We start from the raw sequence: 13,370 nt of genomic DNA on the forward strand, positions 1-13,370 counted from the left end.
TTCCAGTGAGAAGAGCGGTGGGAAACTTAAGCTCTAATGCTTTTTTGAGCGTTGGATTTAGCGTTGGCTAAAAACAAATGTGCTTGAATATGCGGTTGGCTTTTCAGCTTGCAGGTATAGTTATATCGCAACTAAATATACATATATCACGTAAATTTTTAGGGATAAAGAAGCTTATTAAGATATTCCGCTTTGAAAATTTATACTTCTCCATCACTTAAAAATCGACCTCGCCTCATCATAAACCCTCTCAAAATTAGCTTCTAAATCAACATTTGAATACTGCTTCGTTTCCTGCGGAAGCTCTCTTTTAATATTAGACAGTTTAAACTGTACCTTCTTGTCCTTCCCATCCGCATACGTAATAAACTCGCCTTGCTTTAACCTGAAAAATACATCTGCTCGTATTTTCGGGATTTCCTTTTCGCCTGTGGTAATACGTGTATCAAAATCCAGATTATGACCACGACTTACGCTTTTGGTTGGGTCTTTGATGATTTCAAAAAAGCGTTCGTAGTATTTGGCGGTGTCTGGGTCGTTTACTTTACCAAAAAACTGGTATGATAAATTACTCAAAATTGCCTTGCTTGCCTTATCGCCATACATCATATCGTTTTGTATTTTATCCTGCATTACATAAATCGTAGCAATATTGTAGCTTCTCAATGTTGCCGGAATGCGGTGCATATTTAACAAGCGAATGGTTGGTGCTTCTTCCATTAATAAAAATGAGGGTTTGGAATTACGCACACTCATTTGCTTTGTAATAGTGTGAATAATGGTTGCAATTACTGGCGAATAAGACGTTTCATATTTTGGATTGTTCACTACCGAAATTATGGCAGGATTATCCTCACCATTAATATTCAAAGGTACTTCGTCTGCGGACAATGCCATAAAAATCCGTTGTGTGCTAATTCGTTTCAGCGCATTTGCCAAAGTACTTTTTACACCAGCGGTCTGTCTGTCAGAATCCTTACCACTAATAAAAGCATCTGCCATTGCTCTCGATGTGGTGTTGGTTTCCAAAAACTGCACGAGGCTATCCGTATCAAGGTATTGGTAGATAGCTATTAAATGAGGAAGTGTGCAAAATTGCGGATAGGTAGTTTTTAGTTTCCAGATTAACCCACCAATCAAACCTTCAGCGGCATCGTTAAAGAACTTTGTAGTTCCGGTTGTTCCACTTTCTCTTTGCTCTAAAAGATTTTCAATTAGCACTCTTGAAACCTCGTTTACGCTTTCCTCGCTCTCTAAATAGCGTGGTGCAATGGGATTTACCCGATGGATGATTTTATCGAAGGAAATGACCTTAAACGGCATATCGTTATCCTTAAAAAGTGGATATGCCATTTCGGTCAATTCAAAATCTTTATAGTCGTGAATAATTCCGCAGAAGCGCTCTTTCCGGAAATGCTTCAAAAATCCATAAATCACACTTTCAGTCTTACCACTTCCCGCAGAGCCGATGACGGATGCGCCACGTTTAATATTATCTAATTTGAAGTTCCCTTTGTTTGTAGCAAAATTGACTTGGTACTTGGTATTTCCGTTTTGTACATTTTCAGTTTTATGCAGAAATACATATAGTCCTGTATTAATTAATAGTAGAGGACAAACCAAATAGAGTAATAGCGATACTAATTCGTTTCCCTCAGAAATATAGAACACAAAAATTGAAAGCAATATAAAATTCAAAAGAAACGCATATCTACTTACCCGAAAAAACGCATAGAAAACAGTACTGGCTAAACCAATAATTGAAAGTATCGTTATGAGATTGTTTATTTCCATACTTAGACTCCTATTGAACTTGATTTTATGGCCACTTCTGCGCCACGTCTTAATCTTTTGAAAACTCGAAGTGCAATTTGTGCCTGACTTACTGGAATACTTGGAATGATTGGCAATCCTGTTTTTGTAATCATTTTAAATGCCAACGCTTTTTCATTAGCTGGCAGTTTCATCAAAGCAGCAAAATAGAGGTTGGGATTTTTTACAAAATCTTTTCTTGCTTTGTAGGTTTCAGCAAAATTGCGTTTGTAGCCAAATTTTGTATCGAAGGTTTTTTCTGCTTTCGCGAAAAAGGTGTCCCTATCAAAACCTCGCTTTACCTTTTTACCGTGCATTTCAACCTCTGAAGCTTTGTGTTTACTACCTGGCGAAAGACTAACGGAATTGGAAGCATCTTTTCGGCTTACGATAATATGGATATGACTTTGGTTTCCATCTTTTGACATTCCTTGAACTATTCGTTTTCCATTTTGTTGATGTGGTGCTTGGCGTTCCAGTTTGGCAATTTCCCTGTTCATCTTATTAATATTCCCTTCCGCTCGTCCGTCCTGTACATTTCGTATTTCCGTTTTGAGCTGTAGTATTTTTGTAGCATACGGTTGGTTTTCTTTAATCTGAAAATCGGTTCCCTTGAACGCTCTTTGATGTTCAATTTTCGCATAGTATTTTATGTCATCAATAGATATAGGTCGCCCATTAATTTCTCGATTGAAGCTGGCAACATAATCCTTCATTAGCTCACGAGTGTAGGTTTTTAAATCTTGGCTATTGTTCTGAAGTTTTCGCAATTCATACTTTGAAGGACTGACCGTAATCGAATAAAATTTGGGTTCTTTCTTTTTTAATTTTGCGGTATTTCCATCAATTTCTTTGACCACTTCTTCAGCGGAAATTTCATCGCCATATTGATTGAAAAAGTGTTCCATATCTCGTTGCTCTAAACCTTCATTTTCTTTTTCTAAATAGCCTACAAAATCCGCTGAACTTTGGCTATAATTACCACCCATTTTTTGAGCTGTGATTGTGATATACATAGTTCAAATATTTATAGCTGATTACTCGGATTTTGCTTTTCGCGAAAGCGGACTTCCTTCTTTTCTTCGGCATATTTCTTTTCAACAATCAAAGGTTTTTTTACAGGTTCTTCCATTTCAAAAAGGGATTGAATCATCGCCACCGTGGGTTTGGTTTGTGTCTTTTCAACATCTCGCATTATTGCAATAACTGCATTGATTCTTTTTAAAAGTTTTGCTTCGATAGTTCGCCCTGTCGGTCCTAGTTTTTCTTTTGGCGAAATTTCGTTGTAGAAGAAAAAATCGAGCATCGTAGCCATTGCCTCGGTGTGCGATTTGAAGTAAGTGCGTGAGAAAGTCTGGAAACGTTTTGCAGTTTCCTTTTTAAATCTAATTCCAATAAATGAGTCCATATTTCGCCGATTTGTCGCAAAATCTTCCCTAAAAATGGGCATTCACAGCCCATTTGTCGCAAATCGCTGATTGTTAGGAAATTAAAATATGTTCAAATCGCTGGTAATCAGCAATTTGAAAACGAAAAGGAATCCGAAACATCGCGCAGCGTGTTACCCTCTTGCTATTCCTTTTCGTCACGCGCAAGCGTGACAAAAATCCATACAATCCGGCTAAAAAGCCGATTGCCATTTTCAGGGAAAATGATTTTCCGATATGTTATTTTTCGATGTCTACGGTTATCGGCGAAAGTCGAAAAGTGGATAACCCTACTTAAATTTGAATGCTGAATTTCAGCGAAATAAAGATACGTTTTTTTCTTGACTATATGTTAATTGCATAGAAAAACACCTCTAAAATTTTAGAGGTGTTCGTTGCTCTATATAATAGTGCTAAATGTTGAAAACGAAATTATAGGTGTATAAGTTTTTAATCATTTCCTCGTCAATCAAGTTTTCATAATTTGCACCAGTTTCTTCCACATATTTATTTATGGATTCCCCATAAAGATGTGTTACGTGTTCTCTCGAAACCTGTAAAAGTTCCTCTTGTTTTTCCTCGCTCAAATCTTGAAATTTAATATACATCATAGCTTCAAAATTTTAATATTCGCTTGGTAACATCAGCGTATCATTTACAAAAAATAACCGCAGTTCATCGAGTGGAAAATCGGTTGCTCTATATCCTTGCTTTTCCAAAATATTATCATTGCCATCGCTGTAAATTATCTCGGCTTCATATCCCGAATAATCCTGTTTTTCTTCGGACAATCTTTTAAAGTCGATTGTGATAAATTCGCTTCGGTTCATCAGACTTTTTGCAATTACGGACGTGTCCGTAATGAGCCAAAAACATTCTGCTACTTCGGATAAGTATTTCAATCCGTCCGTAAAACGGGTTCGCAATAATGGGATTTGATAAAACATTTCTGTTCCACTAAAATATTGCAATCGCTCTTTTATTTCGTTAACTTGTGCTTTCATTGTACATATATTTAATGTGTGAATAATGAAAAGAGGGCGAAACTTTCGACAGGTGCGCCCTCTTTAATTTTGAAGATTACTTGTCGCTCTTGCTTCCAAGTAATAGGATTTCATCGGCTATAACTTCGGTAACATAGCGTTGTTCGTTATCATCAGTTGTATAGCTTCGGGTTTTAAGTTTTCCCGATATTCCAACTTCTTTGCCTTTTTCGACAAATTTCTCAACGATTTCAGCAGTCTTGCCCCAAGCTACTACGGTATGCCAGTTGGTGTCCGTTTGCTTTTCGCCTTTACTGTCTTTGTAATACTCGTTTGTAGCAAGTGAGAAGCGGGCTACTTTCTTACCGCTTTCAAGGTTCGTAATGGTTGGTTCTTGTCCAACGTTTCCAATTAACTGTACGTGATTTCTAATAGTACTCATAATAAAAAGATTTGTGTCTGCTTTGTATCAGACTGGTTTATATTTCCCCTATTTGTTTTAAACTGAATTAAATTTTAAGGGGTGTTTGTTCTTTTCTTCTGTGCACTGCACAATGGATAGAGTGGGTTTTGTCAAGACTTTTCGGGCAAAATCAGGTGTGTTTGCGACGTAGTAAAATCCTTAGATTTTCAAGGAAGTAGAAACCTTATTTTTCACTAAAACTTGTATAGTCTTGACAAGTTCCATAAGGGCATTAGCAATTCTTTTAAACGCAGTTGCGTTTGAGCGTACCGACAGTTAAGCGAGATAAGCAGCTGTGTTTATATTAGAATTGGTTATGTCGTGCCTGTTTTTCGACGCCCCGAAAAACAACAAAGGCTTTATCCATTATAAACCCCTTAAAATGTGTAAGGCAGCGGTTCGGTTTTTAAGGATTTTCGATTGAGGGCTCAAGAAGACCGCGCCGAAAATCCTGTTAAGAAAACCGAAGGGATGACTTTCCGATGAAAAACGGACTTAATTCTCAATTTTGGCAAAGGAATGAAGTGTTCCTTCCCAGCATAGCGGGAAGGGTTAGCGGAATGGAAAGCTAAAATTGGGGATTGTGTCCAAGACCTTTGTAATGAAGCTCTTTTCACGAAATGTAGCTTTTCGCGAAATGCAGGGGAATGTGCTGAACGGATTAAGAAAATTATTTATTCTCATTATGCAGGATTTAAAGCGGACTTGACTTTGAAGGTGTAGGTTGGAATGCAGTTTGACCGCTTCCCGACTTTTCTCGGGAATGAACGGGCAAGTGGAATGGAAAACGGAAGCTTTGAAGTTGTGTCCAAGATTATTATAGGAAAGCGCTTTTCCCGGAATGAAGCTTTTCGCGAAATGTAGGGGAATGTGCTGAACGGTATTGCTTTTAAACCTATAAATAGCAAGCACAAAAAAATCCAGTTTAAGGTACTGGATGAACCTTTTGGCTTTATGCCATAGCATAGACTTCATTAAACAGCTTTTTATCCAATCGTTCTTGTTGGCCAAAGCTTTTCTTTAAGACATTATGAAGTACTGAATTAAACGCATTGTAACCTAACCAAAGATTTGGTTCTTCATTGAGCAACAAAGCTTCATAGTTTAAGATTTCGATGACCTCACGAGATTTTTTCGACGGGTCGCTGTTCTTGTCGCTACATTCATACCGGAACAGTTTCGTCCTGTCAAGAATCGCTTTCACAAATTCCTGTGTATCGATGATTTTAAATTCTTTCATCTTGTCGAATTTCTTTGTAATGGTGTAGAATTCATTGTCCAGAAATTTATCGAATAGATTGTTCAACCTTAGCATAATAAGGTGCGTATTGTTCTTACTATGTTTGATGGAAAACTCGATTTCTGCCTGAGAAACGTGTAGTCCGTTTGAACATACTTCTCTATAAAACCCGAAGTGTCCAGAAGTTTTTTCACTTCCGTCATACGAGTTTTTGAACCGAAGCATCGGTAATATCAAGTCCTTATCGTTCTTGACGGTAAACTGGCTTTTGTCGTCGATGATAAAGTCGGTAATGAACGACCTGTCATTTTTGTTGATGGTGCGTTTGTGAAAGTTCAGCTGTGCATCGGTCAGCATTTCTTCAGCTTTCTTGAAGAACAGTTGGTTCGGAATGTGGCCATAGCTGTTCGATACCACGTTGACGATTTTGCCATTTGAGATAATGGCATTTTCAAGTCCTCTTCGGGATTCCATCTGTGTCAGACTTTTTAAGGATTTCATTTCTGATGGAACAAAGATTTCATCCTGTTGCAAATTTTGTAAATACATAGCTTTTGAATTTAGATTAAACATTTTGTGATAATACTCGGTAATAGTTGGGATGCTTATCCCTGTAGTAAGCGAAATGGCTTTCCCCACTATCAATGTCATAATTTTCACTACTCGATTGATAATGCTTTTCAGCTTCTTGTAGCGAAATTTTAGGTTTTTCAGATACTCGTTTCATAATGATATATTTTGATTAAACAATATTTGAGCAGTACTCAAACGGAAGCTAAAATCTCAGCTCAAAAGGAAACGGAATAAATAAGCGTAGGATGTTGCGTTGGCTTTATGCCGTAGTCTTTTGATGGGTGTATTTTACGAGTTTATCTTTGCGCTAACTATTGATTGATAACCCCTTCCTTATCAACCCATCTTTTAAAACACTATCATAAAAAAGAAAAAGGGCCAGCACGAATGCCGACCCTTCTTCAAACAACAAAAGCTAATCGTTGAGTTCCTTAATTTGCTTTTCAAGAACTGTGATACGCTCTTTCAAACGTGCTTCACGCTTGTCTCTCTTTTCGGCATATTCTTTTTCTATGCTGGCAATCTTGGATTTGTAATATCCTTGCATTGCGTTGTAAAATGAAATGTTTGTCAGATTATTGACGTGATTGCTTTCGCCAAAATGCACTTGCTTTGTTAGCATATAGCGTATCAACTTGTGAAAGATTTCCTTTTTGAACTTCTTCTTGAAATTATCGACCATTTCAACTTTGGTCATCTTTGAAGTGTCGCCCAAGAACTTTGAGAAATACTTTTGTTGGCTCATATAGTCCACATTATTTTCAAAGAGCGATATCGAGAATGCCGACATTTCATCCGTTGAAAGTGTCTTCTTCGTATCGATATATTTCGTTTCACGAATCATCTGCACAACTTCTTCAAACTGCTTGTTGTTCTCTATTTGCTTCTTACGGATTTCTCTTTCGTTGATTTTAACGATTTGTTCTTCAGGCGTACAATCTGCCATTTTCCTGTTGGCCAATGGTGCCGAATATTCCGTAGAATCGTTCTTTGATTTTTCAATAATCGTTACAAAGACCTCTTTGTTCCTGTACGTTTCAGGATGGAAAATAACACCATCTACAAATCCATCTTCTTTTGCTGAATTGAATTTTTCCAATGCTTCTTTATAATTATGCATTGCTTCATCCAATTCTGTCTTTAATTCATCTTCAGAATAATCGTAATGCTGATATTCTATCTTGATACCCTCGATTGTTGGCTCAATCGGATTTTCTAAGATTTCAACATCGTCCAGTAAATAGACTTTCAATCCATTCTTTTCCAATTGTGATATTATGAGCTGATTGTTTTCGTCATCTGCCCAATACTGTCGTATCTCAGGAATTAGCAGGATGTTCTCTTTTTTTGATTTCTTAATCAGGTTTAAGAACGATTTACTTTTCTTAGTTTCAAAACAGGCTGATTTTGTACAGACCATTTTTCCTTCGCCGAACAGATTACCTTGATTTGCAGCATTGAAAGGACATTCTACACAAGACCCTGCTTTTGGGACCAATTTTTTATCGGCTACATCAAAGGATGCTTTTTCCAAATCGTAGGTCTGGTCTTTAATCATCCTGTTTATCTGATGTGCATTAAAATCCTCGCCCATAGTTTCCAACATCATCTGCTGTTCTTCTGGTTCAAAGAGCGCTACACCTACGCCCAAGGATATGGTCATTTCGCCATTTCGTACAAAGTGCTTAAAGCCCTCTATCAATCCTGCTAACTTTAGGCGTTGTCTTATAAAGTTGTCTGTTCTGCCCAATCGCTTTGCAATTTCAGCAGGTGCATACTTTTCACTCAGAAAGGCAATTGCTTCGGCCTCTTCGGTAGGTTCAACATCCTGTCTTTGTAGATTTTCAATGATTTGAATTTCCAGAACATCATCGTCCTTATACGTTCTTACAATACAGGGTATCGTTTTCTTGCCAGCTAACTTACTGGCACGATACCTACGCTCGCCCATTACGATGATATAATCTTTTTTGGATTTCCTTACCGTAATAGGTTGTAGTACGCCGTGCTTCTCAATACTTTCTGAAAGCTGTTCTAGCAACTTTTCATCAAACGTTTTTCTGGGTTGCATCGGGTCGGGTTTGACTTTTGCAATAGGCAGATTCTCAATTTTAAGTGCCTGGACTTTTTTTCCGTTCACTTCTTTTTTGGCAGCTACTTTTGTTCGACTGCGCTTTTTTGTGGTACTCGCTTTTGTTGTCATAATACTCAAATTTTTGATTAAACAATATTTGAGCAGAAACCAAACGGAAGATAAAATCTTGGCTCAAAAGGAAACGGAATAAATGAGTAGTGGAAGAAGCGTTGGCTTTATGCCGTAGTCTTTTGATGGAAGTATTTTATGAGTTTAACTTGCGGTAATATTGTATGATAATAAACTTCACCCTAAAGTATGCTCAATTCTAACTTTTATTCGTTGAAGAATGTAGATGTTTAAATACAAGAATTTGTCCCATATTTATGCTTTTTTTGGGACAAGAGTAAAGTAACTGAAAGAGAATGTTTTTTGAATAGAATGATAAAAAAACGCTAGACTTTATTGAAATAAAGAGTTTTTCATAGCACTTAATGTCAAAAAATTAAAAAGCATATCATTTTATATTAGCACCAAAAAAAAGCAAAATGTTGTACCTATGTTGTACCTGCCCTATTTTTAGCCACTATTTTCAAATGAAAAAAGCCGAAGATTTCTCTTCGGCTTTTGTGCGGGCGGGGAGACTCGAACTCCCACACCTCGCGGCATCAGATCCTAAGTCTGACGTGTCTACCAATTCCACCACGCCCGCATTTTAATATTTTAACACTTTTTATTTGGTTTAATCCTAAGTCTAGCGTGTCTACCAATTCCACCACGCCCGCATAATTTACTTAACAGAACTTAGGACTATCTGCTAAGCGGATGCAAATATAAATAAACTATCCAATTTTCAAACAAAGTATTACATAAAAATTTCAATTTTTAATTAGTTGTCATTATCTTGGCATTCTCATTTTAAATAAAACGTTATGAACGCCAGTAAACAATACATCAAACAACACCAAGATCGCTTTATTAACGAGCTTATTGAATTGTTAAAAATACCATCAGTAAGTGCAGATCCTGCTTTTAAAGATGATGTTATCCGCACAGCAAAAGCTGTTAAAAATAGTTTAGAACACGCTGGGTGTACACATACAGAGATTTGCGAAACACCTGGCTATCCTGTAGTGTACGGCGAACGTATTATAGATAAAGAATTACCTACTATTTTGGTTTATGGACATTATGATGTACAACCACCAGACCCAATTAATCTTTGGGATAGTCCTGCATTTGAACCTGTAATTAAAAAAACAGACCTTCATCCTGAAGGAGCCATTTTTGCGCGAGGTGCCTGTGATGATAAAGGGCAAATGTACATGCATGTTAAGGCTCTTGAGTACATGGTAGAAAATGATGATTTACCTTGCAATGTAAAGTTTATGATTGAAGGCGAAGAAGAGGTTGGCAGTGAAAATTTAGGTTGGTTTATCAAAAGAAATCAAGAAAAATTAGCTAACGATGTTATTTTGATTTCCGATACAGGAATGATTGCAAAAGATGTTCCATCCATCACCACCGGTTTACGCGGTTTAAGTTATGTAGAAGTTGAAGTTACCGGACCAAATCGTGATTTACATTCAGGTTTATATGGTGGTGCAGTAGCAAATCCTATAAATGTCTTAACAAAAATGATTGCTTCACTACACGATGAAAATAAGCATATAACTGTTCCTGGTTTTTATGATAAAGTTGAAGAACTAACTAAAGCTGAAAGAGAGAAAATGGGAGAAGCACCATTTGACCTGCAGAAATATAAAGATGCCATCGGACTCAACGATGTTTACGGAGAAGAAGGTTTTAGCACACACGAACGTGCTTCTATTAGACCTACACTAGATGTTAATGGTATTTGGGGAGGGTACATTGGTGAAGGCGCTAAAACAGTAATTCCTAGTAAAGCGTATGCAAAAATATCTATGCGTTTAGTCCCTAATCAAGATTGGGAGGAAATAACTGATCTTTTTCAAAAACATTTTGAAAGTATCGCTCCCAGTGGTGTTACTGTAGAAGTAAAACCTCATCATGGCGGACAAGGTTATGTAACTCCTATCGAAGGAATTGAATATCAAGCTGCTAATGATGCTTATAAAGAAGTGTTTGGTAAAGATCCTATTCCACAGCGAAGCGGTGGAAGCATTCCTATTGTTTCTATGTTTGAAGAACAATTGCAAAGTAAAACAATATTAATGGGCTTTGGTTTAGATACTGATGCCATTCATTCACCAAATGAACATTTTGGAATTTGGAATTATTTAAAAGGCATAGAAACCATTCCTTTTTTCTACAAGCATTTTACAAAATTAAAGACTCAATAAAACTAAAGATAAAAAAACTCAACCTTAAAAAAGGTTGAGTTTTTTATTAACTTCACTTCAAATAAAAAGTATTTCCTATCAAAATCCCATATATAAAATCTTTCAAAAAGTTACTTTTTTAGTACTCCGTCTTTAATTAGCTTGTAAATTATAGCTTTAGTATATTCTTGCGCAAAACTTTTAAGATTGGTAGGATTGTATGTTTTAGATTGAGCAGACCACAAAAGTTCTTCAGTATTAGCATCATACAAGTTACTTTCTACATAATAAATTTTATCTGTTTTGTAATAACCCGGTTCATAAACCACAGGATAAACATTATTATAGTAACTATAAAAACCTCCATAGTAACCTCCATAATTCATAGGGTAGTAAGTATTGGTTCCTTGTACATATCGTGTAGAAGATTCCTCATCTTTTAAACTAATCGTAAAAATAGTATGACTATCACTTTTTCTAATTTCCTTTAGCAACTCCTGCTTTTGTGGCTGATTGTCTTTAGTGAAAGTAGTTAAAAAAACATTACTACTTTGAATGGCCTTTATACCTTGTTTGCTAGCTTCTAAAGCTAATTGTTGCTCTACTACTTTTCTTGCCTGAATATCTGGAGTTATTGCGGCAATAAAAACACTTTTGTATGCCTCGTCAGATATTTCCGGATTTACCCAAGAACTTGAGATGCTAGTACTTGAACCACAAGAAATTAAACCAATTGATACAAATAGAAATAAGATTTTAGTTTTAATAGTCATTGTTTATTATTTAGTTGATTAATTATTCTTCTTTTTTCACTTCCACTACTTCATACATATTTTTTCCGTCTACTTGAACTGGCTGATAATATGTTTCTCCATACTGAACATAAGTTTGTTCTCCTATTCTTACTTCTTCTCCCCCCTCAGGAAGTTCCGGTACAATAGTTCCCGCAGTTGGAGGTACTACCGTATATTTCTCACCATCTTTTTCATAATATGTACCTCCATAATAATAATTATTGGTTGTCTCATTCACCTCAACAGTTTGCGTTCCTTCCGGAAGCACTTCTATAGTTGCTCCTACCGGTGCTTGAACAACAGTATATCCATCGTTAGATTTCACATAGTAAACACCTTGATCATAATGATACTGTTGATTTTCTACTGAAATTAGAATTGCTGTTGCTGTTAAGGTTGTGATAAAAAATCCCCAGGGATGCCAAACTGGCCCCCAGTAATAAGGTCTATAAGGGTGATAATAATACGGATGGAAAGAATAATAACCCCAGCCTCCATGAACATAAGGAGGTCTTGAATAATATCTAGAATTAGAAACTACACGAGTGTTTCTATTATTAATATTCACATGTTTACTATTATCTACATTAATGTTGACATTCTTTTTACTCCGGTCAACGTTCACCTTATTTTTTACACGATTATTTGTAGACGCAGGACGTTTTACATTTGATTTTTTTAAATTATTTGTAGAGTTTCTTTGATGATTACTATTTCTACTTGATGTAGTTGTTTTTCGTCTTGTTTGTGAAACATTAGGACTTCTATTAACATTTGGTCGACTAAAATTGTTAGTTCTTGCCGTTTCACCTCTTGAAGCGCTATGTCTTAAACGTTGAGCTTGCAAATCAGAAAAAGGAATACAAAGCAATAATATCAATATAAAGCTTAGATTTTTTATCGGTAATTGTAGTGAAGTTATCATATGCAGACTAATTACTTTTTAATATTTTAAGACTTTATCATTATGCTTATATTTTTAGCATTAGGCGGTGGAGTAAAGTCAAATAATGTTGAAGGTATTTCTTGGTTTAATTGCCAGTTTTTAAATGTTACTTCGTATTGTTTGTTATTTTCATCCTTATTTATTACAACCATCTTTTTAGGCAACATATAAGACGAGTTACTAATCCATAGCTGAAGATTAATATTTTTATCTACAGCCATAATATGATAACAAACCTGCCCGTCTATTTCTTTTTCTCCCAAATAGATAATATTATCATATTCTACCATTAAGTCCTTTGTAAATTCCGGATAAAAAATATCTGCTGCAGGAAATTCTATTCCAAAGTTTTGATGAATTCCATCTATCATATCAATAATTGTAGATGGTGCTTCCAAAACAGAGTAATTATTTTCTTTAAACGAATAATAGACTAATAATTCTCCATTGTACCAGTAGCCACGATGATCTTGATTTTCTTCAATTTCTACTAACATTTTATTAGGAGCTTGTAAGTAAACTTCATCTATTGAGTATTTCTTTTCCCAACCAAACTCATTCTTCACATCCAAAGAACGTTCTAACTGAAAACTACAAGAATTCAAATCTCCAATAATATCAGTCATTCTATCTAAAATAGCTATAGCTACAGAATCTACTCTTTTATTTTGAGCCTGAAAACAAAAACTTATAAAGAAAATTAGTATAAAAAAATAGTGCTTCATCATAATGAGATTTATAAAACCGACATAGAT

13 protein-coding genes and 1 tRNA gene are annotated in these 13,370 nt (G+C 35.8%); 1 reads left to right on the forward strand and 13 read right to left on the reverse strand.

The features are described from left to right. Positions 1-213: 213 nt before the first annotated feature. From D9R05_RS06195 to D9R05_RS06235, 10 genes are all read right to left on the reverse strand, one after another. Positions 214-1,794 (reverse strand): type IV secretory system conjugative DNA transfer family protein, encoded by a 1,581-nt coding sequence (locus D9R05_RS06195; protein WP_121666348.1) that lies wholly within the window; start codon positions 1,792-1,794, stop codon positions 214-216. Between the two features lie 2 nt (positions 1,795-1,796). Continuing rightward, on the reverse strand, positions 1,797-2,828 hold the full coding sequence (gene mobB / locus D9R05_RS06200) for a MobB family relaxase (protein ID WP_121666349.1): 1,032 nt from the start codon (positions 2,826-2,828) through the stop codon (positions 1,797-1,799). 11 nt (positions 2,829-2,839) lie between these two features. Next, positions 2,840-3,220: a BfmA/BtgA family mobilization protein gene (locus D9R05_RS06205; RefSeq protein WP_121666512.1), complete on the reverse strand. Its 381-nt coding sequence runs from the start codon at positions 3,218-3,220 to the stop codon at positions 2,840-2,842. Positions 3,221-3,652: 432 nt separating this feature from the next. Next, entirely contained in the window at positions 3,653-3,850 is a 198-nt protein-coding gene (locus D9R05_RS06210; RefSeq protein ID WP_121666350.1) for a hypothetical protein, read from the reverse strand. A 12-nt stretch (positions 3,851-3,862) separates the two neighbouring features. Then, the gene (locus D9R05_RS06215; RefSeq protein ID WP_121666351.1) at positions 3,863-4,243 is read right to left on the reverse strand and encodes a DUF6876 family protein; all 381 of its coding nucleotides are present in this window, start codon (positions 4,241-4,243) and stop codon (positions 3,863-3,865) included. 76 nt (positions 4,244-4,319) lie between these two features. Continuing rightward, entirely contained in the window at positions 4,320-4,664 is a 345-nt protein-coding gene (locus tag D9R05_RS06220) for a single-stranded DNA-binding protein (RefSeq protein ID WP_121666352.1), read from the reverse strand. A gap of 973 nt (positions 4,665-5,637) precedes the next feature. Next, positions 5,638-6,474 carry a DUF932 domain-containing protein gene (locus D9R05_RS06225; protein WP_121666513.1) on the reverse strand — a complete coding sequence of 279 codons (837 nt, stop codon included), beginning with the start codon at positions 6,472-6,474 and terminating at the stop codon, positions 5,638-5,640. Positions 6,475-6,490: 16 nt separating this feature from the next. Beyond that, positions 6,491-6,652 (reverse strand): hypothetical protein, encoded by a 162-nt coding sequence (locus tag D9R05_RS15465; RefSeq protein WP_153267898.1) that lies wholly within the window; start codon positions 6,650-6,652, stop codon positions 6,491-6,493. Positions 6,653-6,913: 261 nt separating this feature from the next. After that, complete coding sequence (locus D9R05_RS06230) at positions 6,914-8,701, reverse strand: ParB/RepB/Spo0J family partition protein (protein WP_121666353.1); 1,788 nt, start codon at positions 8,699-8,701, stop codon at positions 6,914-6,916. Positions 8,702-9,202: 501 nt separating this feature from the next. Next, positions 9,203-9,284, reverse strand: a tRNA-Leu gene (locus D9R05_RS06235). A gap of 220 nt (positions 9,285-9,504) precedes the next feature. On the opposite strand from D9R05_RS06235, the gene D9R05_RS06240 reads away from it, so the two are divergent. Beyond that, complete coding sequence (locus D9R05_RS06240) at positions 9,505-10,896, forward strand: dipeptidase (protein WP_121666354.1); 1,392 nt, start codon at positions 9,505-9,507, stop codon at positions 10,894-10,896. Positions 10,897-11,006: 110 nt separating this feature from the next. Here the strand turns inward: D9R05_RS06240 and D9R05_RS06245 are convergent, their stop codons facing one another. The 3 genes from D9R05_RS06245 to D9R05_RS06255 are packed head-to-tail and all read right to left on the reverse strand — an operon-like array spanning position 11,007 to position 13,343. Beyond that, positions 11,007-11,648, reverse strand: coding sequence for a hypothetical protein (locus D9R05_RS06245; protein WP_121666355.1), 642 nt, complete (start codon positions 11,646-11,648; stop codon positions 11,007-11,009). 22 nt (positions 11,649-11,670) lie between these two features. Next, entirely contained in the window at positions 11,671-12,594 is a 924-nt protein-coding gene (locus D9R05_RS06250; RefSeq protein WP_121666356.1) for a DUF6515 family protein, read from the reverse strand. A 26-nt stretch (positions 12,595-12,620) separates the two neighbouring features. Beyond that, a complete protein-coding gene (locus tag D9R05_RS06255; RefSeq protein WP_121666357.1) occupies positions 12,621-13,343 on the reverse strand; it encodes a DUF2092 domain-containing protein in 723 nt (240 codons plus the stop codon). Between the last annotated feature and the right edge of the window lie 27 nt (positions 13,344-13,370).

Origin of the sequence: Mesonia aquimarina (assembly GCF_003667275.1) — a bacterium.
GTDB lineage: Bacteria > Bacteroidota > Bacteroidia > Flavobacteriales > Flavobacteriaceae > Mesonia > Mesonia aquimarina.